Origin of the sequence: Mycobacterium sp. E2733 (genome assembly GCF_001667585.1) — a bacterium.
Lineage (GTDB): Bacteria > Actinomycetota > Actinomycetes > Mycobacteriales > Mycobacteriaceae > Mycobacterium.
Window position 1 is genome coordinate 71,909 of sequence record NZ_LZJZ01000140.1, and the last position, 21,655, is coordinate 93,563.

Genomic DNA, 21,655 nt, shown 5'->3' on the forward strand with positions numbered 1-21,655 from the left:
GGTAGGCCGGTTCGACCGCCTCGGCCCGGTTTGCACTCGCCGGGCCGCGGGTAGGAACTCTGGGATGAACGCTGATAACTCCAACCTGACGGTGGGCAGCGGGACCTCGACGGCGGCCGGCCCCGCGCAGGGTGGCAGCGGAAGCGGGCGCAACGTGTGGCCGTGGGTCAACTGGGGCTTGGCGCTGGCAACGGTGCCCGCCGCCGCCATCGTGATGCTCTTCGCGCTTGGCGCGGTGATGAGCACCGACGGCTGCAGCGAGAGCAGTTGTCCCAACCTGGGCCACGGCGGGATCAATTTCGGGGTCGCGTTCTACGGCGCGCCCGCGGTCGCCGTGGGCGTGATCGTCATCTCCCTTTTCACCGCGAAGCGCCGCGGCGGCATCGCCGTTCCGCTGTTGGGATGGGCGCTGTTGATCGCCGACGTCGTCCTCATGGCGGCGAGCGTCTCCGGTTAACCGGGCGGCGAGAAGCCCCCGGGCGCGGGATGGGGCGGCCCCTGCTGTTGTGCACCGGGTTCCGGCCACGGGACCGCCTGCTGTGGCGGCGCCGGCGGCCAGGCCGGCCACGGCGCGGCGCCTGGCGGCGGCATGGCGGGACGAAGCCGCGCCAGTTCTCGGCGGTGCCGTTCCGCGAGCACGGCCGCGAGCACCAACTCCGGCGGCGCGCCGGGCGGGGGCGGCGGGGCGATGCGGGACACCACGTCACCGGCGATGCGGTATGCCATCTGCAGCCGTAACTGGCGATCGAGTTGTGTTGCCCGCGAGAGGAATTGGCGTGCGACCTCGGCCTGGCCGGGGGACAGGCCGGAAAGTTGGAGGGACGCCGCCCACCAGGCCAGCGAAGGCGGCATCACCGGCGGGGGGCCGAGGCGGGGGCCGCGCTCGTTCACCACGACGGTGCCGGCGAAGATGTCGCCGACGCGCTTGGCCTTCGGTGACAGGATGCTGCAGATGACGGCCGGACTCCCGAACAGCATCCAGATCTCCACCACCGCCGCCAGGGCCCGAAACAGGGCCTGCCGGAATCGTTCTGGCCCGCCGTCGTCGGACACCACGCGCAGACCCATCGCGATCTTGCCCACCGACCGTCCGCGCGTTGCCGTTTCCAGTACCACCGGATAGCCGACGATCACCACCACCGTGAAGATGAGCAGGATGGCGGTGCTCAGCGCGGTGTCGAACTGGGTCAGTGTGGCGGCCCACAACATCAGCCCGAGCAGATAGCACACGACGATCACGGCGATATCGATCAGCGCGCTCACGGCCCGGACCGGCAACTGGGCGATCTGCACGTCGAGCACGACGGCGTCGCCGGTCACCACCTCCGACATAACACCGAACGGTACAGGGCGATTAGGCTGCGCAGGGTGGACGTCGACGCATTCGTGCTGGCCCATCGCGGTACCTGGGACCGCCTCGACCGGCTGATCGGGAGGCGTCGCTCGTTGACGGGTGCCGAGGTCGACGAGCTCGTCGAGCTGTACCAGCGGGTGTCCACCCACCTGTCGATGCTGCGCTCGGCCTCGTCGGACTCGCTGTTGATCGGTCGGCTTTCGAGCCTCGTCGCGCGCGCCCGTTCGGTGGTGACCGGCGCCCACGCGCCGTTGAGCGGTACGTTCGCCCGCTTTTGGACGGTTTCTTTCCCGGTGGTCGCATACCGGTCGTGGCGGTGGTGGCTGGGCACGGCGGCGGCGTTCTTCGCCGTGGTGATCGCGATGGCGCTCTGGGTGGCCGGCAATCCCGAGGTGCAGTCGGCCGCCGGAACACCAAGCGACATCGAACAATTGGTGAACCACGATGTCGCCGCCTACTACAGCGAACATCCCGCCGCGGCGTTCGCGCTGCAGATCTGGGTGAACAACTCCTGGGTCGCCGCGCAGTGCATCGCGTTCTCCGTTCTGCTGGGACTGCCGATCCCGGTCGTGCTGTTCCAGAACGCGGCGAATCTGGGGCTGATCTCCGGGCTGATGTTCCAGGCCGGCGAGGGCGGTGTGCTGCTCGGGTTGCTGATTCCGCACGGGCTGCTGGAGCTGACGGCGGTTTTCCTGGCGGGCGCGGCAGGGCTGCGGCTGGGCTGGTCGGTGATCTCGCCCGGGGACCGGCCCCGCGGGCAAGTGCTCGCCGAACAGGGCCGCGCGGTCGTGTCGGTCGCGATCGGCCTGGCGGGTGTGCTGTTGGTCTCGGGGTTGATCGAGGCGTTGGTAACGCCCTCGCCGCTGCCGACCTTCGTTCGGGTCGGCATCGGGATCATCGCGGAGGCGGCGTTTTTGGCCTACATCGTGTATTTCGGTCGCCGCGCGACGAAGGCCGGCGAGACCGGCGACATCGAGGACGCGCCCGACGTAATCCCCACGAGCTGAACGCCTTACAGCCGACCGGTGGCTTTCATCGCCAGGTAGTGGTCGGCGAGGGCGGGGGCCAGTTCGGTGGGTGGGGCATCGACGACCTCCACCCCGCTGCGGCGCAGGCGGGTGGCGATCGCCCGGCGGTCGTTGCGTGATCGTTCGGCGGCCGCCGCGTCGTACACGGCGGCCGGATCCGAACGCCCGGCGGCCAGCTGGTCGACTCGCGGGTCGCCGACCGCGGCCACCATCAGGTGGTGTTTGGCCGACAACTGGGGCAGCACCGGCAGCAAGCCCTCGTCGAGCGCGGTCGCGTTGAGGTCGGTCAGCAGCACCACCAGCGACCGGCGGCGGGCCCGCCGGGCAATGGCGGAAACCATTGCGGTCCAATCCGGTTCGAGCAGCGCGGGTTGCAGCGGGGCCATCGCCTCGACCAGGTGGGCGAGCAGCTCGGTGCGCGACGCGCCGAAAACGCCGGCCCGGCTGACCCGGTCGTGCGCGAGGAAGTCGACGTGATCGCCGGCCCGCGACGCGAGCGCCGCCAGCAGCAGCGCGGCATCCATGGACCAGTCCAGCCGGGGCCAGCCCGCGGGATCGGCCGCCGTCGGGTCGACACCGACCCGGCCCGCCGAGGTGCGCCCGGTGTCGAGCACGATCACCACACGCCGGTCGCGTTCGGGGCGCCAGGTGCGCACGACGACGTCGGCGCGACGCGCGGTGGCCCGCCAGTCGATCGACCGCACGTCGTCACCGACGACATACTCGCGCAGCGAATCGAATTCGGTTCCCTGCCCGCGGATCAGCGTGGGCAGCAGGCCGTCGATCTCGCGGAGCTTGGCCAGCCGCGCCGGCAGGTGCTTGCGGGACAGGAACGGCGGCAGCACGCGCAACAGGCCCGGCACCGCCCGCGACCCTTGCCGTCCCGCCAGCCCCAGCGGCCCGACGGATCGCGCGGTGACCATCGCGGCGCGCTGCTCGCCCCGGCGGACCGGCCGCAGCCGGGACTGGATGTGCTGATGCTGCCCGGCGGGGATGTTCACGGGATGGATGCGCGGTCGCGCGCCGGCGCTGGGCGGCCAGGCGTCGCGAACCTGGCCGCGAAACCGCCGCCGACCGTCGTTGTGGATCAGCAGCCCGACGTCAACCTGCTGCGCGAGCCGGGCGGAGCGATCCGGGGACCGGATGTAGCGCAACCTGCGGGTGCTGGCCGCCAGCCCGATGTCCACGGCCACCACCATCGCCAGGGCGACCAGCAACACGGCGAAAGTCCTTGCCGGCCAGGGTGACACCGCAATGGGCAGGACGCACAGCAGCGCGACCAGCCCGGTGCGTCCGGTCAGGACCACTAGCGGGGCACCGGAACCGACGCCAAGATCCCGTCCAGCACGCCGTCGGGCGTCGCCCCTTCGAGCTCGGCCTCGGGGCGCAGCATCACCCGATGCCGCAGCGTCGGGCGGGCCATCGCCTTCACGTCGTCGGGCGTGACGTAGTTGCGGCCGGACAGCCAGGCCCAGGAACGGGCCGTGGCCAGCAGGGCGGTCGCCCCGCGCGGCGAGACGCCCAACTGCAGCGCGGGCGAGGAGCGGGTGGCCCCGACGGTGTCCACGATGTAGCCCAGGACCTCGTCGGCCACCAGCACGTGCCGCACGGCGTCGCGCCCGGCCGCCAGTTCGGCGGGCCCGGCCACCGGTTTGATCGCCGACAGGTCGCGGGGATCGAAGCCGTGGGCGTGCCGGGCGAGGATGGCGATCTCCGAATCCCGTGGCGGCAGAGTCACATTCAGCTTGAGCAGGAATCGGTCCAGCTGCGCTTCGGGCAGCTGGTAAGTGCCCTCGTATTCGATGGGGTTCTGGGTCGCGGCGACGATGAACGGATCGGGCAGCGGCTGGGCTGTGCCTTCCACGCTGACCTGGCGCTCCTCCATCGCCTCGAGGAGCGCGGCCTGGGTTTTCGGCGGGGTCCGGTTGATCTCGTCGGCCAGCAGCAGATTGGTGAACACCGGGCCGGGCCGGAACGCGAACGCGGCGGTGCGCGCGTCGTACACCAGTGACCCCGTGACGTCGCCGGGCATCAGGTCGGGGGTGAACTGCACCCGCTTGAACTCCAGCTGCAGCGCGGCCGCCAACGCGCGCACCAGCAGCGTCTTCGCCACTCCCGGAACGCCTTCCAACAGCACGTGACCGCGGCACAGCAGCGCGATCACCAGGCCGCTGACCACCCCCTCCTGACCGACGACGGCCTTGGCGAGTTCGGTGCGCAACGCCAGCAGCGCATCTCGCGCCGATTCAGCGTTGGGAGTCGAGGCGGTAGATGGTTGCGTCACGTCCGTGTGACCTGCCTTTCGATGTCGTCGAGCGCACGGGCAAGTTGTAGCAGGTCGTGGTCGGTCGCCGGGGGCGGCCCGAACAGCTGGTAGGAGACGAACGCCGGGTCGGCCCCGCTGCGTCCGGCCACCGCGGCCGCCACCGCCGGCGGCGGTGCCCCGATGCTCAGACCCAGCCGCGGCACCAGCCGCTGCAGCGTGGCGGTGCGCAGCGCCGCGGCGGCGCGGTCGCGGGCCCGGCGGGAACGGTACAGCCGGCCGCGGCCTTCGACGGTCTCCGAGGCGCGCACCACGACGGGCAGCTCCTCGGCGACCAGCGGGCCGGGCCGCCGGCCCCGCCACACGGCGACTAGCAGCACAACCAGGCAGAGCTGCCAGACCATCCACGTCACGTTCCGCGGGATCAGGTCGCCAACCGAGCCGGGTGGCGGTGATTCGCCCTCGACTCGGTGCGGCGCGTACCAGACCAGCCGGGGCCGCGCGCCCGCCAGGTTCATCGCCAGCGCGGCGTTACCCGCCTGCAGCAGGGCGCCGTTGGTCAGGAAGTCGGTGCTGCCCACCGCCGTGATCGTCCGCCCGCCGTCGCGGAAGCGAATCAGCGCACCGTGGTAGCAACGGGTCATCGCCCGGCCGTCGGTGGCGCGATAGGTGTCGCTGGGCCCGAATCGCACCGGACCGGCCCGCGTGGCCTCGCGCAGCGTGCAATCGGGATCGGTGTCGAAGGTGCCGGCCGCCGAGACGCTCAGGCCGGCCAGCAGTGCCTCGCGGGTGCGCGCCGTCGGCTCTACCAGCAGCAGATCGCCGGGCGCCTTCGCGAGCCGGTCCAGCAGCGGGCCGGTCAGGTATTGGCTCTGCGCCACCAGGATCAGCGCGTCGGCCCGGGCGGCTTGTTCCACGTCGGCGATGCCATTGGCGACCACCACGTCGACGCCGCCACCGCGCAGCAGCGCCACCAGCGCATGGGTGCCATCGGGGCCCGTCGATGCCGGATCCATGCGGGCGCCGGGTCGCGGCGCGGTCAGGTAGGTGTCGACGCCGGCGACCACGGCCAGCGCGACCAGGGTGAGGATGACCCAGCGCCAGGATCGCCAGCGCCGCATCGGCGTCGGGCCGGCGGCTTCGGGACGCCCGATGGTCGCCATCAGCGCACCTGTGCCCACGAGTCGGAGGCGGCGGGTTGTGCCGGTCCCGCGAGCGCGGTGGCCGAGCGGGACCGCAGGTGGTCGTCGAGGTCGGCGATCATCCGGTATGCGCCCTCGGTCCCAGGTTGTTCACCGTAGGTGACGTCGTTGAAAGCCGTTGCCGCCCGGGATAATTCGCCGGCAAGATGGGGCAATGCGGCGCCGGCGGCAAAGGCCAGCTCGTTGGCGGTACGGCCGGGCGCAGGGTTCAGTACGCCGGTCTCCTCGAGCTGGCGGGCGACGGCCCGCAGCCGATGACGAATCGCCGCGGCCCACTCACCTTGCGCCGCATAATCTTCGGCGGTCGTACGATGCTGGGCCGCGGTCAGCTGCCCGGCTTCGAACAATTGGTAGTCACCGCCGCGGTTGGTGCGCATGGTGCGCCGCGCGATGTGGACGGCGACCGCCAGCGCGACCCCCAGCATGATGAAAAGCACCGTGGCCGTGAGCCACCCACCCGGCAGCGAGGCCGTCTTCTGCAACAGCCGGTAGATCGTCTCGTTGAGCCATTCGGCTATCTGTTGCTCGGCCGAGCCCTTGGAGTAGATCGGTTTGTTCAGCTCGTCCTGGGCGGCCTGGTGCGCGGCATCGCGGTCGATGTCGATTGAGGGCACTGTCTGTCCTCAGACCGGCCGCGTCAGCCAGAGGTTATCGGTGGAGCCCGCCGCGTACGGGCCGCCCGCGGCGCCGGTCTGCAGGACCAGATCGAAGGCCTCGGCGCGCATCCGGCGATCGGTGTAGAGCAGCGCGATGACGCCCGCATTGAACGGCGCGGTGATGATCTCGCCGATCGCCGCGCCCACCGACGCGATCACGGTGCTGATGAGGAAAGCCGCGGTCGACGAGGTGACCGCGAAGAACTGGCTGACGATGTTGAACGGCACGGCGACCGCGCCCCCGACGACGGATGTCACCACCAGCGTCAGCAGCCGGATGCCCAGCACCCGCCAGAAGCCGCCGCGGACCAGCGCAAACGACCGGGTGATGGCGTCAAGGACGGGCAGCCGCTCCAGCACGATCAGCACCGGCGCAAACAACACCACCGTGTACAGGTACACCAGCAACGCGATCACGGCCAGCGCGACCGGCAGGCCCAGGACGACCGCCACCGCGGCGTTGCCGATAGCCGCCAGCACCGCGACGATCACCGCCGCCAGCCCCGCGACCACCGCCATCACGGCGCCTTCGAGCACCGCGAGACCGAGCAACGGCAGCAGGCGCCCACGGATCTTGGCCCACGTCTCGCCGATGGTGATCGGTGACCCGAACACCGCCCGCCCGACGATGACGGTGAGCATCCCGGACAGCAGCATGCCGCCCAGCCAGGCGACCAGCACGCCGGCGCCCATCGAGGTCAGCCACGCGCCGACGACCCCGGTGGTCAGCTCCTTGGCGTGGTCGGTCGACAACCTGCCGTAGGCCGCCAACGGTCCGAAAACGGCGACCTTGGTGACGATCTGGATGACCACCACCACGATGGCCGTCAAGCCCAGAGCGGCCTTCGGATTGGCCCGGACGTAGCCGACCGCGCCGTTGAAGATGTCGCCCAGGGTCAGCGGTCGCAGCGGGATGATGCCCGGTTTGACCGCTCCCGGAACCAGTTGCGGCGGACCGTATTGCCAGCGAGGTGGCGGGCCGTAGCCGGGTGGGGGGCCGTATCCCGGTGGGGGGCCGTAGCCCGGATAGCCAGGGGGCGGTGCGCTCACCGTGTTCCGCGGTGTTCGCGGACGGGCCCGTCGTTCGTCATGGGCTCCATCCTGTCGGTGGTCCGGGCATTTCTCAATCATGGCCAGGCGGTCGGCGCGTAGCGTCTCTGGCATGGCCGAACTCAAATCCCGGCTGCGGGCCGACCTGACCGATGCGATGAAGAGCAAGGACAAGCTGCGCACCGCGACCCTGCGCCTACTGCTCGCCGCGATCCAAACCGAGGAGGTCTCCGGCAAACAGGCCAAGGACCTCTCCGACGACGACGTCATCAAGGTGCTGGCGAGGGAATCGCGCAAGCGTGCCGAGTCGGCGGAGATCTACACCCAGAACGGCCGTGGGGAGCTCGCCGCCGCCGAGCACGCCGAGGCGCGGATCATCGACGAATATCTGCCGACGCCGCTCACCGAGGCCGAGGTGGCCGACGTCGCCGATACCGCGATCGCCCAGGTCGCCGAGGAGATCGGCGAGCGCCCGAGCATGAAGCAGATGGGGCTGGTGATGAAGGCGGCCACCGCGATCGCGGCCGGCAAGGCCGACGGCGCCCGGTTGTCGGCGGCGGTCAAGGAGCGGCTGTAGGGACCAAGACACGGGTGCCGTCCGGGGCCCGCCTGGTGACGCGCCGGGCGTCGAGCTGCTCCAGCAACGGCACGGCGACCCGGCGGGTGGTGCCGAGCGCGCGGCGTGCGTCGCTGACGGTGAACGGCTGGGGCAGCGTCGCGAAGACGGCCGCCGCCCGGTCCAGCGCGCCGGACCCCAGCACGACGCCGTCGGCGATCCGGGTCAGCCGCCCGGCGCGCACCGCGGCGGCCAGCTCCCGCGGTCCGAGCTTGAGCTCGGCCAGCTCGTCGGCCTCGGGCGCCCGAAAGGGCTCGGCGGCCAGCCACTCCTCGATGGTGCGCACCGCCTTGTCGACGCGGGCCGGCAGGCCCGCGCCCGGCGAGCGGACCAACCCGTCGACCACCTCGAGGCCGGTGCCCTCCAGCAGCGCCGGCAGTAAATCCGTCGACGGCAGGCCGGCGCGCTGCCGCAACGTCTCGAGCGGCATTCCCGCCGCGATGTCGTGGTCCTGCGCCCATCCCCGCACCGCGGCCATCGCGCACTCGCGGCGCGCGGCCCACCACTGCGGCTGAACCACCCAGTCGCCCACCCGTAGCCCCGAAGGCGGCAGGCCCATCGCGCGCAACTCGCCGGCCCGCGCGTAAGCGGGCGGACGGATATGGCCGGTCGCCAGCTCCGCGGCGCGGTCGCGGGCCGCGCCGCGGCGGCGCAGCGCCGGCGGCCGCACGTCGAGCACCTCGATCCCTGCGGCGATCCGGTGCTCTCCGGGATCGCGCAGCAGCCCGATGTCGGCGACCCGCAGCGGCAGGGGCTTCGCTAGCCGCAGCCGGGCCGCCGCCTCCCCCAGCCGCCGCACCTGCACCGGCACGGCCGCGGACCCGACGTGCAGCACCAGCTGGCGGTGCAGCGCGTCCGCCGAACGCAGCGCGACATCGATCTCCGCGGTGTCCAGCCACACGCCCGGCGTCCGAACGGTGTCGCCGCGGCCGATGTCCCGGCGGTCCAAGCCGCGCAGGTTCAGCGCGACGCGCGCCACCGCGCCGACCTCCGACTCGTCGCGGCTCAGCGATTGCAGCCCGCGGACCGTGACGCGCCGGCCTGCGTGTTCCAGCTCCTCGCCCACCCGAATCGTCCCGGCCGTGAGGGTGCCGGTCACCACCGTGCCCGCGCCGCGCACGGTGAAGCTGCGGTCGACCCATAGCCGAACGTCGGCGGCGGGGTCTGCAACCGGCAGCCGGTCGGTCAGCGCCAGCAGCTCCGCCCGCACCCGCTCGAGTTCGGTGCCGATCACGACGGGAGCGTCGCGCAGCGAGGTGACGGCGAACCGCTGGGACGCCTGCGCGACGGCGGGGCCCGGATCGGCGAGGTCGGCCTTGCTGATCACCACCAGGCCGTGGCGGACACCGAGGGCGTCCAGCGCGGCGAGGTGTTCGTCGGACTGCGGCATCCAGCCCTCGGTGGCGGCCACGACGAACACCACCGCTCCGACCGCGCCCACCCCGGCCAGCATGTTGGCCACGAACCGTTCGTGGCCCGGCACGTCGACGAATGCCAGCTGCCGCCCGGCGAGCTCGGTCCACGCGAAGCCGAGGTCGATGGTCAGGCCCCGGCGCCGCTCCTCGGGCAGCCGGTCCGGCCACATGCCGGTGAGCCGGTGCAACAGGGTGGACTTGCCGTGGTCGACGTGCCCGGCGGTGGCTATGACGAACATGCGAGCACCGCCGCCGCCAGCGCCGCGTCGTCCTCGGGCGCGACGGTGCGCAGGTCCAGGAGGCACCGGCCGGCCTCGAGGCGGCCGACGACCGGGGGGGTGGCGGCGCGCAGCGCGGCGGCGTACGGCTCGGGCAGGCTCACCGCGGCGCTGGGCAGCTGGACGTCCGGCGCACCGCCGCCACCGACGGCCGCGACGCAATCCACCGCCTCGGCCCCCGGCAGCGCGGCGGCGAGGGACCCGGCGCGGGCCCGAAGCTGTGCCACGTCCGCGTTCAGCGCCTCGGCCACCGGGGTTGGCGGGCCCGTCAGGGTCGCCTCCAAGGCGGCGAGGGTGAGTTTGTCCACCCGCAGCGCGCGCGCCGCCGGGTGGCGCCGCAGCCGCTCGATCAGCTCCGCGTCGCCCAGCAGCAGGCCGGCCTGGGGGCCGCCGAGCAGCTTGTCGCCGCTCGCGGTGACCAGGTCCGCGCCGTCGCGCAGGGTCGACGTGGCGTCGGGCTCGTCGGGCAGCAGGGGGTGTGGGGACAGCAGGCCGGAGCCGATGTCGACCACCAGGGGCGCGCCCAGTTTCGCCAACTCCGCCACCCCGACCGCCGAGGTGAACCCCGTGACGTGGAAGTTGGACGGATGGACCTTCAGGATGAAACCGGTCTGCGGCCCGATCGCCCCGGCGTAGTCGCGCAGGCTGGTGCGATTGGTGGTGCCGACCTCGCGCAGCCGGGATCCGGTGGAGGCCAGCAGCTCGGGGATGCGGAACCCGTCTCCGATCTCGACGAGCTCGCCGCGGCTGAGCACGATCTCCCGGCCCGGGGCGAGCGTGAGGGCCGTCAACAGCAGCGCGGCGGCGTTGTTGTTGACCACGTGCACGGCACCCGCGGTGGGCACCGCACGAGCCAGCGCGGCCAGCGCCCCCCGGCCCCGGCGGCCGCGACGTCCCGTCGCCAGGTCCAGCTCCACGTCCGTCGTCCCCGCCGCGGCGACCACCGCGTCGACGGCGGCCCGCGACAGCGGCGCGCGCCCCAGGTTGGTGTGCACCACCACGCCGGTGGCATTGATGACCGGCCGCAGGCTCGATGCCGTGCTGGGAAGTGCGGCGACCGCGTGCTCGGCGACGCGCTCGGGTTCGATCTCCCCGGCGCGGGCCCGCTGCTGCGCGTCGGCGACCACGGACTTCACCAGCGCGCGACCCAGCACCCGCTGGGCCTCGACCAGGCGCGGATCGGCGAGCAGCGTGTCGGTGCGCGGCACCCGCCGGCGCGGGTCGGTCATGTCGGACTCGAAGAAGTATGGCGGAGGCGGACGGGAATCGAACCCGCCAGCGGCAGCGTCTGCCGTTCGACGGTTTTGAAGACCGCGCCGGTCACCAGACCGGACACGCCTCCTCGGACCATAGGGACAAGTATGGACGCGTGACCTATCGACTGACTCAGTACGCCCACGGCGGCGGGTGCGCCTGCAAGATACCGCCCGGTGAGCTGGAAGATGTGGTCCGCGGGTTGGGGGCGAACGCGCCGCGCGACCCGGTCGGCGAGTTGCTGGTCGGCCTCGACGATGGCGACGACGCGTGCGTGGTGCGCCTCGAGGGCGGCGCGGCGCTGATCGCGACGACGGACTTCTTCACCCCGGTGGTCGACGACGCCTACGACTGGGGCCGCATCGCGGCCACCAACGCGCTGTCCGACGTTTACGCGATGGGCGGCCGTCCGGTGGTGGCGGTGAACCTGCTGGGCTGGCCGCGCGATGTGCTGCCGTTCGAGCTGGCGGCCGAGACGCTGCGCGGCGGGCTGGACGTCTGCGGACTGGCGGGCTGCCATCTCGCCGGCGGGCACAGCGTCGACGACCCGGAGCCCAAATACGGCCTGGCCGTCACCGGCATCGCGGACCCGAACCGGTTGTTGCGCAACGACTCCGGCAAGGCAGGCACGCCACTGTCGCTGACCAAGCCGCTCGGCGTGGGAGTGCTCAACAGCAGGCACAAGGCCACCGGAGAGCGCTTCGAACAGGTGATTGAGGCGATGACGACGCTGAATGCCGATGCGGCCGCGGCCGCGCTGGCCGCCGGTGTCGAATGTGCCACGGACGTAACGGGTTTCGGGCTGCTTGGGCACCTGCACAAGCTGGCGCGGGCCAGCGGGGTGACGGCGATGATCGACGCTACGGCGGTGCCTTATCTGGAGGGCGCGCGAGAGGCGCTGGCCGAGGGCTACGTCAGCGGGGGCACGCGGCGCAACCTCGACTGGGTGGCCCCGCACGTCGACCTGTCCGCGGTCGGCGCACAGGAGGCGCTGTTGCTCGCCGACGCGCAGACCTCGGGCGGGCTGCTGATCGCGGGCGAGATCCCGGGCGTGCCCGTGATCGGGGAGCTGGTGCCGCGCGGCGAACACACGATCGTGGTGCGGTGAGCGAGCGAGGTTTCGGCGGCGCGCACTAGGGTAGGAGTCATGCCCATGCGGAGGATTTTTCTGGAGTGGCCCGTCCTGCGTCAGCTGCGTTCACCTGACAAGCTCGGCCGCGGGTCGGCCGTGACCTCCAAGCGGACCCGCACCGTCACGCCGCGCACGACGACGGCCGACCGCGTGGTGCAGAGCATCTGTCCCTACTGCGCGGTCGGTTGCGGCCAACGCGTCTACGTCAAGGACGAGCGGGTGGTCCAGATCGAGGGCGACCCGGACTCGCCGATTTCGCGAGGCCGCCTGTGCCCCAAGGGCGCCGCCAGCGAACAGCTGGTGAACTCGCCGGGCCGGCAGCTGCAGGTGCTCTACCGTCCGCCGCGCGCGACCGAATGGCAGCCCCTCGAGCTGGACACCGCGATCGACATGATCGCCGACCGGTTCGTCGAGTCCCGCCGCCACACCTGGCAGGACATCGACAAGAAGGGCAACCTGCTGCGCCGCACCATGGGCATCGCCGCCCTCGGCGGGGCGACGCTGGACAACGAAGAGAACTACCTCATCAAGAAACTCTTCACCGCCGCGGGCGCCATCCAGATCGAGAACCAAGCTCGTATTTGACACTCCGCCACGGTTCCCGGTCTGGGAGCCTCCTTCGGGCGCGGCGGCGCCACCCAAACACTGCAGGACATGGCCAACGCCGATTGCATCGTCATCCAGGGCTCCAACATGGCCGAGTGCCACCCGGTCGGATTCCAGTGGGTTGAGGAGGCCCGGGCCCGCGGCGCGCGGGTCATCCACGTCGACCCGCGCTTCACCAGAACCTCGGCGGTGTCCGACAAACACATCCCGATCCGGGCCGGTTCGGACGTGGTGCTGCTCGGCGCGCTCATCAACCACATCCTCACCAACGACCAGTGGTTCTCCGAGTACGTCGTCGCGTACACCAACGCCGCGACCCTGATCAACGAAAAGTTTAGGGACACCGAGGATCTGGGCGGCCTGTTCTCCGGGTTCGACCCCGAGACCGGGCAGTACGACACGTCGACGTGGGCTTACGACGAAGAGGGGAACGGCCAGATCGACTCCGCGGGTGGCGGCCACACGCACGGCGCCACCGCCGCGGACAGCGGAGCCGGTCATGAGCACGGCAGCGGCGGCCCCCCGCTCGAGCACGCCCGGGTGAAGCGCGACGAAACCCTGCAGCACCCGCGCACCGTCTTCCAGATCCTCAAGCGCCACTACGCGCGCTACACCCCCGAGATGGTCACCGACGTGTGCGGCATCAGCCGCACGGATTTCGACTACCTCGCCCGCTCGATCGTCGAAAACTCGGGCCGCGAGCGCACCACCTGCTTCGCGTACGCCGTCGGATGGACACAGCACACCCTCGGGGCCCAATTCATCCGCACGGCAACGATTTTGCAACTGTTGCTGGGCAACGTCGGCCGCCCGGGCAGCGGCATCATGGCGCTGCGCGGGCACGCCACCATCCAGGGCTCCACCGACATCCCCACGCTGTTCAACCTGCTGCCCGGCTACCTGGCGATGCCCAAGGCGGGCATGCACGACACCCTGGCCGACTACCTCGACGCGGTGGGATCGAAGAAGCAGAAGGGCTTCTGGGCCAACTCCGACGCCTATGCGATCAGCCTGCTCAAAGCGTGGTGGGGGGATGCGGCCACCAAGGACAACGACTGGGCCTACGACTACCTGCCGCGGCTGTCCGGGCCGCACGGCACGTATCAGACCGTGATGGGGATGCTGGCCGACGAGGTCGAGGGCTACTTCCTGCTGGGCCAGAACCCCGCGGTCGGATCGGCGCACGGCCGGATGCAGCGCATGGGCATGTCCCACCTCAAGTGGCTGGTGGTGCGCGACCTCAACCTCATCGAGTCGGCCACCTGGTGGAAGGACGGGCCCGAAATCGCTTCGGGCGAACTGAAAACGGAGGATATCGAGACGGAGGTGTTCTTCTTGCCCGCGGCCACGCACGTGGAGAAGGCGGGATCGTTCACCCAGACCCAGCGCCTGGTGCAGTGGCGGCACAAGGCCGTCGAGCCGCCGGGCCAGTGCCAGAGCGAATTGCAGTTCTTCTTCGAACTCGGCAAGCGGATCCGGCAGCGGTTGGCCGGATCGACCGACGAGCGTGACCGGCCCCTGCTGGACCTGACGTGGGACTACCCGACCGACGAGCACGGCGAACCCGACGGCGAAGCCGTATTGGCCGAAATCAACGGCTATCACGTCACCGAACGCGATCCCTTGTCGTCGTACACCGAGTTGCGCGCCGACGGGTCTACCGCCGCCGGTTGCTGGATCTACACCGGCGTCTACGCGAACGCCACCAACCAGGCCGCGCGCCGCGTCCCGCACGGCGGTGAGTCGCCGAGCCAGCAGGAGTGGGGCTGGGCCTGGCCGGCCGACCGGAGAATCCTCTACAACCGCGCGTCGGCCGATCCGGACGGCAAGCCGTGGAGCGAACGGAAGCGGTACGTGTGGTGGGACTCCGAGAAGCAACGGTGGGTCGGCTACGACGTGCCCGACTTCGTCGCCGACCGGGCGCCGGGCAGCAGGCCCGACCCGGACCTCGGCGGCCCCGACGCGCTCGCCGGCGACGACCCGTTCATCATGCAGGCCGACGGCAAGGGGTGGCTGTTCGCGCCGAAGGGCTTGGTCGACGGCCCGCTGCCCACGCACTACGAACCGCAGGAGTCGCCGGTTGCCAACGCCTTGTATCCCCAGCAGCGAAACCCCGGGCGAATCACCTTCCCGCGCAAGGACAATCTGAGCGCGCCGAGCGCCGGGGAGCCCGGGGCCGACGTGTACCCGTACGTGTTCACCACCTACCGGCTCACCGAGCATCACACCGCCGGCGGGATGAGCCGGTGGCTGCCCTACCTCTCGGAGCTGCAACCGGAGATGTTCTGCGAGGTGTCGCCGGAGCTGGCCGCCGAACGCGGCCTCGAGCCGTACGGGTGGGCCACCATCGTCTCGCCGCGCGCGGCGATCGAAGCCCGGGTGCTGGTCACCAAACGTGTTGCCCCGCTGGTGATCAACGGCCACACGGTGCACCAGATCGGGCTGCCGTACCACTGGGGTGTGGGCGGCGATGCCGTGGTCAGCGGGGACGCGGCCAACGACCTGCTCGGCGTGACGCTGGACCCCAACGTGCAGATCCAGGAGTCGAAGGCCGGCTCGTGCGACATCCGCCCGGGGCGCCGGCCCCGGGGCGAGGGCCTGCTGCGCCTGATCGCCGAGTATCAGTCCCGCTCGGGGGCCACCACCGAGACCGGCAACGTGCGGATCAGCGACGGCGTCTGGAAAGGGGGAGCCGATGGGTCAGCTGAGCGGACCGACCGACCCGACGAGTGACGCCGGCTGGGCGGAACCCAAGCCGCGCAAGGGATTCTTCACCGACACCTCGATCTGCATCGGCTGCAAGGCCTGCGAGGTCGCATGCAAGGAGTGGAACCGCAACCCGCGCGACGGCGACCTGGAGCTGCTGGGCTCGTCCTACGACAACACCGGTTCCCTGGGCGCGAGCACCTGGCGGCACGTGGCCTTCATCGAGCAGGGCCGCGACCGGATCGAGGAGGCGCGCGAATCCGGACGCGCCCTAACCGATTTGGGCATGCCGGCACTCCCAGGGCGCCAAGACGTCACGCCGCCGGACACGCCGGAATTCCGCTGGCTGATGTCGTCGGACGTGTGCAAGCACTGCACGCACGCCGGCTGCCTGGACGTCTGCCCGACGGGCGCGTTGTTCCGCACCGAGTTCGGCACCGTCGTCGTGCAGGACGACGTCTGCAACGGATGCGGCACCTGCGTGGCCGGATGCCCGTTCGGCGTGGTGGAGCGTCGCAGCGATGGCACCTATGCGACGCCCACAAGAAGCCCCGACCGTCCCGCCGAGAAGTTCGTCACCGGGGTCGCCCAGAAGTGCACGCTGTGCTACGACCGCCTCGTGGAGGACCAGATCCCGGCCTGCGCCCAGACCTGCCCGACCACGTCGATCAAGTTCGGCGACCACGACGACCTGGTGGTCAAGGCGCGGGAACGGGTGGCCGCGCTGCACGCCCAGGGTTTGACGGAGGCCCGCCTCTACGGCGCCAACGAACACGACGGCGTGGGCGGAACCGGGTCGATCTTCCTGCTGCTCGACGAGCCCGAGGTCTACGGCCTGCCGCCGGACCCGCGCGTGTGCACGGCCGACCTGCCGCAGATGTTCAAACGAGCGGGCGTGGCGGCGGCGGGGATGTTCGCCGCCGCGGCGGTGGCGTTCTGGAGGGGTCGGTGAAAAGCCCATGAGCACTTCGGAATACGACAGTCTGCGTCCGCCGGAGCCCGCGGGCGGCAAGCACCGGAGGGGCAGGCGGTCGGGTCGCCGGGGCGGCGGCGACGGTGCGCGCGAGATGCCGATGGTGCCAGATGTCGAGTTCGGCTCGTACTACGGACGCCCGGTGGTCAAGCCCGCACCCTGGGGGCATGAGGTTGCGGCGTACCTGTTCCTGGGTGGCGTCGCGGGCGGGTCCGGGCTGCTCGCGGCCGGGGCCCAGCTCACCGGGCGAGACACATTGCGCCGCAACGCAAGGCTATCCGCGCTGATCGCGGTGATGGTGGGCGCGGTCGCCCTGGTCAAGGACCTGGGCCGGCCCGAGCGTTTCGTCAACATGCTGCGGACGGTCAAGGTGACCTCGCCGATGAGCATCGGATCCTGGATCCTCAGCCTCTTCAGCGCCGGCATCGGGGTGGCCGCGGTCGCCGAGGTCGACCGGATGACCGGTGAGCGAATCCCGTTGGGCCCGTTGCGGCCCGTTCTGCGCGCCGTGGAGGGGCCGGCCGGATTGGAAGCCGCGGTCTTCTCACCGCCGCTCGCCGTCTACACGGCGGTGCTGCTCACCGACACCGCGACGCCGACCTGGAACGCCGCGTACCGGGACCTGCCGTTCGTGTTCGTCAGCTCGGCGAGCCTGGCCGCGTCGGGATTGGCGATGATCACCACCGGAGTCGCCGAGGCCGGGCCCGCCCGCAGGCTGGCCGTCATCGGCGCGATCGGCGACCTGGTTTCCGCCAGGTTCACCGAATACCGGATGGACCCGGTGACCCGGGAACCGCTGCACCAAGGCCGGCCCGGCCGGCTGCTGGCCTGGAGCGAACGGCTCGCCGCCGTGGGCGGTCTGGGCGCATTGCTCGGCGGACGCCACCGTGGTGTCGCCGCCCTGTCCGGTTTGGCGCTGCTGACGGCGTCGGCAATGCTGCGGTTCGGCTTCTTCGAGGCGGGGCTGGAGTCGACCCGGCAACCCCGCTACACGATCGAGCCGCAAAAACGCCGGCTTCAGGCGCGCCGGGCCGCCGGCGTCACGGGAGACTCGATCACCACCGCGGGCTGAACGCGGCGCGGTGTGCCGCGGCTCGCGAGCGTAGCCACACTGCGATTCTCGGTTCGATCTCTCGCACTGCGGTTACGCTCGCGAGCGCAGCGGCCGTCGGCGCGGTTTGCGCGGGGCGGACAGGGGTAATTATAGAAACATGACGAATTTTGGCTACACTCTGATGACCGAGCAGAGTGGACCCAAAGACCTTGTACGGCAAGCTGTTTCCGCGGAGGAGCGGGGTTTCGACTTCGAGGTGTGCAGCGACCACTTCTCCCCCTGGCTGACCACGCAAGGGCATGCACCCAACGCCTGGGCCGTGCTGGGCGCGGTGGCGCACGCCACCGAGCGGGTCGATCTCTACACGTACGTGACCTGCCCCACGATGCGCTATCACCCGGCGATCGTCGCCCAGCAGGCCGCGACCGTGCAGATCCTGTCCGACGGCCGATTCACCCTGGGGCTGGGCACCGGCGAGAACCTCAACGAGCACATCGTCGGCAAGGGCTGGCCCACGGTCGAGCGTCGCCAGGACATGCTGCGCGAAGCCATCAAGATCATCCGCGAGCTGTTCGGCGGTCAGCTGGTGAACTTCAGCGGCGATTACTTCCAGGTGGACTCCGCGCGCCTGTGGGACGTGCCCGAGGTCCCGATCGGCATCGCGGTCGCGATGGGCGGCACCAAGGCGATCGACAAATTCGGCCGGCTGGCGGACCACTTCGTCGCGGTGGAGCCAGACGGGGAACTCGTCGATGCCTGGCACGCGGCGCGTCAGGCCGCCAATCTGGCCGGTGGCGGACGCGTGGTCGGCCAGATTCCGGTGTGCTGGGACCCCGACCGCGACACCGCGATCAAACGCGCCCACGAGCAGTTCCGCTGGTTCGCGGGCGGCTGGAAGGTCAACGCCGACCTGCCGACGCCGGCCGGTTTCGCGGGCGCGACCCAGTTCGTCCGGCCCGAAGACGTGGCCGATTCCATCCCCTGCGGCCCCGACCTCGACGCGATTGTCGAGGCCGTCCGGCCTTATTGGGAGGCGGGGTTCACCGACGTGGCGCTGGTCCAGGTCGGTGGGGACTCGCAGGACCTCTTCCTGTCCGAAGCCGCCGAACCTTTGCTTGCCGCGCTGCGTAAAGCGGCAGCCTGATCCCAGGTTTGGGTGGTATTTGCCCGGGTATCCGCCTTCAATCGTGCGCACCCGGTGAGTACGGGTGGTGCGGCGCGCGAACACCGGCTGGCAGCGCGGACTACCCGACTTCTGCAAAGCGGCTGTCTTGCAGCAACTTTGCCCCGACTACGTTCGCCGCAAGGCAAGGAGAGCTGACGATGGGCGATCGATCCGCCACCACCACCTCGGCTTTGGTCAAGGCGCTGAGCGGCGCCAGTTTCGGGCTGGGTTTGAGCGAGCTGATGGTCCCCGAAAAAGTTGCTGCGTTCGCCGGGGTCGACGACACTCCCCGGTCACGACGGGTCATCCGCGCGCTGGGTGCGCGCGAATGCGGTCACGGCGCGGCGCTGCTGGGCGGTCCCGACAAGCTGGTGTGGACGCGGGTGGCCGGCGACGTCCTGGATATGGCGCTGCTGGTGGCCGGGGTGGCCGCCCGCGGCCCGGGGCGACGGCGGCAGGGCACCGTCTCGGCCGTCCTGCTCACCGGCATAGCGGGGCTCGACGTGTACACGGCACTGCGCACGGTCAACGGCGGTGGCCGGCACGTTAACCGCGCCCGGCACCGCACCCTGCGCGCCGCGGTCACCGTGCGGCGCACGCCGGAGGAGGTGTACCGCTTCTGGCGCGACCTGGAGAACCTGCCCAGCTTCATGCACCACCTGAAGTCCGTCACCACCGGTGCCGACGGGCAGTCGCACTGGGTCGCCAACGCTCCGGCCGGACAGTCGGTGCAGTGGGACGCGCAGATCACGGAGGACGACACCAACAGGCGGATCGCGTGGCAGTCGCTGCCCGGCTCGGTGATCGAGAACGGCGGGAGTGTCGAGTTCACGCCCACCGCCACCGGCGACGGCACCGAAGTCCGCGTCAGGATCGGCTACCACATCCCCGGCGGCCTGTTCGGGAAGGCCACGGCAAGCCTGTTCGGCGAGTCCCCCGAACAACAAGTCAACGACGACCTGCGCCGCTTCAAGCAGATCCTCGAAACCGGCCAGGTGCTGCTTTCGGACGGGTCCCCCGAAGGGACGGCGGCGGCCCGTCAGCTGCATCAGCGGCCCGCTCAACCGAACGAAGGAGCCAGCGTATGAAAGCCACCGTGTGGACGGGCCGCAACAGTGTCCAAGTGGAGTCGGTTCCGGACCCCAAGATCCTCAACGATCGCGACGCGATCGTGCGCATCACCTCGACGGCGATCTGCGGTTCCGATCTGCACCTCTACGACGGTTACATCCCTACCGTGAAGCACGGCGACGTCCTCGGGCACGAATTCATGGGCGAGGTGGTCGAAGTCGGCAAGGCGGTCAACAACCTGGCCATCGGCGATCGGGTGGTGGTGCCCTTTCCGATCGCGTGCGGGGCGTGCTCCGCATGCCGACGTGACCTGTACTCGCTGTGCGAGAACTCCAATCCGAACGCCGGCATCGCGGAGAAATTCATGGGCCACTCCCCGGCGGGCCTGTTCGGCTATTCACACATGCTGGGCGGCTTCGCCGGCGGCCAGGCCGAATACGCGCGGGTGCCGTTCGCCGATGTCGGGCCGCTGAAGATCGAGGACGACCTGACCGACGAGCAGGTGCTGTTCCTGTCCGACATCCTGCCGACCGGCTATATGGGCGCGGAGATGTGCGACATCACCCCCGGTGACGTGGTCGCGGTGTGGGGCGCCGGCCCGGTCGGCCTGTTCGCGATCATGAGCGCGTATCTACTCGGAGCGTCGAAAGTCATTGCCATCGACCGGGTTCCGTACCGTCTCGAGCTGGCGAAGCAAATCGGCGCCACACCGGTCAACTTCGCCGAAACGTCGGTGCTCGAGGAGCTTCAAGATATCACCGCCGGCCGGGGACCCGACCATTGCATCGACGCGGCCGGAATGGAAGCGCGCAGTGGATCAGCCCCGGTGGATGCCTACGACCGCGTGAAGCAGGCGGCGCGGCTGGAAACCGAACGCCCGCACGCCATTCGGGAAGCCGCGATGAGTTGCCGCAACGGCGGCACCCTTTCGATCGTCGGGGTGTACGGCGGACTGATGGACAAATTCCCCATCGGCGCGGTCATGAACCGATCGCTGACCATCAAGACCGGTCAGTGTCACGTGCACCGCTACATGCGCCCGCTGCTGGACCGGATTCGCAACGGCGACATCGACCCGACCATTGTCGTCAGCCACCACCTGAGCCTCGACCAGGCGCCGCACGGCTACGAGATCTTCAAGAACAAAGAGGACCGCTGCACCAAAGTCATCCTCAATCCGACGTAATCGAAAGGTTGAACGGGAATAGCCATGGCAAATGAATTGGAAGGCAAGAAAGTCGCGATTCTCGCGGCGGACGGTGTCGAGAAGGTGGAACTCGAACAACCCCGCGCGGCGCTCGAAGAGGCCGGCGCACAAGTCGAACTACTTTCGCTGAAGGCCGGCGAAATCCAGGCTCGCAACCACGACCTCGAACCGGCCGGGACCTGCAAAGTCGACCGGGCCGTATCGGAAGCGTCGGTCGCCGAATTCGACGGCCTGATACTCCCGGGCGGCACCGTGAATCCGGACAAGTTGCGGATGGACAGCACCGCCGTATCCTTCGTGCGCGACTTCGTCGGCTCCGGAAAGCCGGTCGCCGCGATCTGTCACGGCCCGTGGACGCTGCTCGAAGCCGGTGTGGCGAAGGGCCGGACGCTGACGTCGTATCCGTCCATCCGCACCGACCTGCGCAACGCGGGCGCGAACGTGGTGGACGAGGAGGTCGTCGTCGACGGCAATTTGATCTCCAGTCGCTCGCCGAAGGACCTTCCGGCGTTTTGCGCGACCATCGTCAAGCAATTCGCACATGCACCTGCGAGTTAGCCGAAAAATGCCTTTGCCCACTCCGTTTGAAGCCATCGGTTTGCGGGCATTACACAGGCCAAGCAGT

General features: G+C 70.4%; 19 protein-coding genes and 1 tRNA gene. 11 read left to right on the forward strand and 9 right to left on the reverse strand.

The genetic code is table 11. From position 1 onward, the window contains the following. Positions 1 to 64: 64 nt before the first annotated feature. Positions 65 to 457, forward strand: coding sequence for a hypothetical protein (locus A5678_RS25885; protein WP_068049030.1), 393 nt, complete (start codon positions 65 to 67; stop codon positions 455 to 457). Here A5678_RS25885 and A5678_RS25890 read toward each other — a convergent pair. Then, positions 454 to 1,332 carry an RDD family protein gene (locus tag A5678_RS25890; RefSeq protein ID WP_068049033.1) on the reverse strand — a complete coding sequence of 293 codons (879 nt, stop codon included), beginning with the start codon at positions 1,330 to 1,332 and terminating at the stop codon, positions 454 to 456. The genes A5678_RS25885 and A5678_RS25890 overlap by 4 nt on opposite strands. 36 nt (positions 1,333 to 1,368) lie before the next feature. On the opposite strand from A5678_RS25890, the gene A5678_RS25895 reads away from it, so the two are divergent. Next, positions 1,369 to 2,361, forward strand: a complete 993-nt coding sequence (locus A5678_RS25895; RefSeq protein ID WP_068049036.1) for a stage II sporulation protein M — start codon at positions 1,369 to 1,371, stop codon at positions 2,359 to 2,361. Positions 2,362 to 2,366: 5 nt separating this feature from the next. Here the strand turns inward: A5678_RS25895 and A5678_RS25900 are convergent, their stop codons facing one another. The 5 genes from A5678_RS25900 to A5678_RS25920 are packed head-to-tail and all read right to left on the reverse strand — an operon-like array spanning position 2,367 to position 7,667. After that, on the reverse strand, positions 2,367 to 3,689 hold the full coding sequence (locus tag A5678_RS25900) for a DUF58 domain-containing protein (protein ID WP_068049040.1): 1,323 nt from the start codon (positions 3,687 to 3,689) through the stop codon (positions 2,367 to 2,369). Further along, on the reverse strand, positions 3,689 to 4,666 hold the full coding sequence (locus A5678_RS25905) for a MoxR family ATPase (protein ID WP_068049042.1): 978 nt from the start codon (positions 4,664 to 4,666) through the stop codon (positions 3,689 to 3,691). Before A5678_RS25905 ends, A5678_RS25900 begins: the two co-directional genes overlap by 1 nt. After that, positions 4,663 to 5,808 carry a DUF4350 domain-containing protein gene (locus A5678_RS25910; protein ID WP_068049196.1) on the reverse strand — a complete coding sequence of 382 codons (1,146 nt, stop codon included), beginning with the start codon at positions 5,806 to 5,808 and terminating at the stop codon, positions 4,663 to 4,665. Before A5678_RS25910 ends, A5678_RS25905 begins: the two co-directional genes overlap by 4 nt. Continuing rightward, positions 5,808 to 6,461 carry a DUF4129 domain-containing protein gene (locus A5678_RS25915; protein ID WP_068049045.1) on the reverse strand — a complete coding sequence of 218 codons (654 nt, stop codon included), beginning with the start codon at positions 6,459 to 6,461 and terminating at the stop codon, positions 5,808 to 5,810. The genes A5678_RS25910 and A5678_RS25915 overlap by 1 nt, the downstream gene beginning before the upstream one ends. Before the next feature lie 9 nt (positions 6,462 to 6,470). Beyond that, positions 6,471 to 7,667, reverse strand: a complete 1,197-nt coding sequence (locus A5678_RS25920; RefSeq protein ID WP_068049048.1) for a hypothetical protein — start codon at positions 7,665 to 7,667, stop codon at positions 6,471 to 6,473. Here A5678_RS25920 and A5678_RS25925 point away from each other — a divergent pair. Then, positions 7,666 to 8,130, forward strand: coding sequence for a GatB/YqeY domain-containing protein (locus A5678_RS25925; protein WP_068049051.1), 465 nt, complete (start codon positions 7,666 to 7,668; stop codon positions 8,128 to 8,130). The two genes, A5678_RS25920 and A5678_RS25925, sit on opposite strands and share 2 nt — an antisense overlap. On the opposite strand, the gene A5678_RS25930 is transcribed toward A5678_RS25925, so the two are convergent. From A5678_RS25930 to A5678_RS25940, 3 genes are all read right to left on the reverse strand, one after another. Further along, the gene (locus A5678_RS25930) at positions 8,114 to 9,823 is read right to left on the reverse strand and encodes a selenocysteine-specific translation elongation factor (RefSeq protein ID WP_068049055.1); all 1,710 of its coding nucleotides are present in this window, start codon (positions 9,821 to 9,823) and stop codon (positions 8,114 to 8,116) included. The genes A5678_RS25925 and A5678_RS25930 overlap by 17 nt on opposite strands. Continuing rightward, positions 9,811 to 11,091, reverse strand: coding sequence for an L-seryl-tRNA(Sec) selenium transferase (gene selA / locus A5678_RS25935; protein WP_068049199.1), 1,281 nt, complete (start codon positions 11,089 to 11,091; stop codon positions 9,811 to 9,813). The genes A5678_RS25930 and selA overlap by 13 nt, the downstream gene beginning before the upstream one ends. Before the next feature lie 18 nt (positions 11,092 to 11,109). Next, positions 11,110 to 11,204: transfer RNA gene (locus tag A5678_RS25940), tRNA-Sec, on the reverse strand. A gap of 27 nt (positions 11,205 to 11,231) precedes the next feature. Between A5678_RS25940 and selD the strand changes: the two genes are divergently transcribed. From selD to A5678_RS25985, 8 genes are all read left to right on the forward strand, one after another. Then, positions 11,232 to 12,224 (forward strand): selenide, water dikinase SelD, encoded by a 993-nt coding sequence (gene selD, locus A5678_RS25945; protein WP_068049058.1) that lies wholly within the window; start codon positions 11,232 to 11,234, stop codon positions 12,222 to 12,224. Between the two features lie 39 nt (positions 12,225 to 12,263). Continuing rightward, complete coding sequence (gene fdh, locus A5678_RS25955; RefSeq protein WP_231983772.1) at positions 12,264 to 15,587, forward strand: formate dehydrogenase; 3,324 nt, start codon at positions 12,264 to 12,266, stop codon at positions 15,585 to 15,587. Further along, entirely contained in the window at positions 15,550 to 16,512 is a 963-nt protein-coding gene (locus A5678_RS25960) for a 4Fe-4S dicluster domain-containing protein (protein ID WP_068049202.1), read from the forward strand. The genes fdh and A5678_RS25960 overlap by 38 nt, the downstream gene beginning before the upstream one ends. A gap of 7 nt (positions 16,513 to 16,519) precedes the next feature. After that, complete coding sequence (gene nrfD, locus A5678_RS25965; RefSeq protein ID WP_068049067.1) at positions 16,520 to 17,605, forward strand: NrfD/PsrC family molybdoenzyme membrane anchor subunit; 1,086 nt, start codon at positions 16,520 to 16,522, stop codon at positions 17,603 to 17,605. 139 nt (positions 17,606 to 17,744) lie between these two features. Continuing rightward, complete coding sequence (locus A5678_RS25970) at positions 17,745 to 18,731, forward strand: LLM class F420-dependent oxidoreductase (RefSeq protein WP_068049070.1); 987 nt, start codon at positions 17,745 to 17,747, stop codon at positions 18,729 to 18,731. 179 nt (positions 18,732 to 18,910) lie between these two features. Further along, positions 18,911 to 19,840 (forward strand): SRPBCC family protein, encoded by a 930-nt coding sequence (locus tag A5678_RS25975; protein WP_068049072.1) that lies wholly within the window; start codon positions 18,911 to 18,913, stop codon positions 19,838 to 19,840. After that, positions 19,837 to 21,009, forward strand: coding sequence for a zinc-dependent alcohol dehydrogenase (locus A5678_RS25980; RefSeq protein ID WP_068049077.1), 1,173 nt, complete (start codon positions 19,837 to 19,839; stop codon positions 21,007 to 21,009). The genes A5678_RS25975 and A5678_RS25980 overlap by 4 nt, the downstream gene beginning before the upstream one ends. 24 nt (positions 21,010 to 21,033) lie before the next feature. Continuing rightward, positions 21,034 to 21,588: a type 1 glutamine amidotransferase domain-containing protein gene (locus tag A5678_RS25985; RefSeq protein ID WP_068049080.1), complete on the forward strand. Its 555-nt coding sequence runs from the start codon at positions 21,034 to 21,036 to the stop codon at positions 21,586 to 21,588. The last annotated feature ends 67 nt before the right edge of the window (positions 21,589 to 21,655 follow it).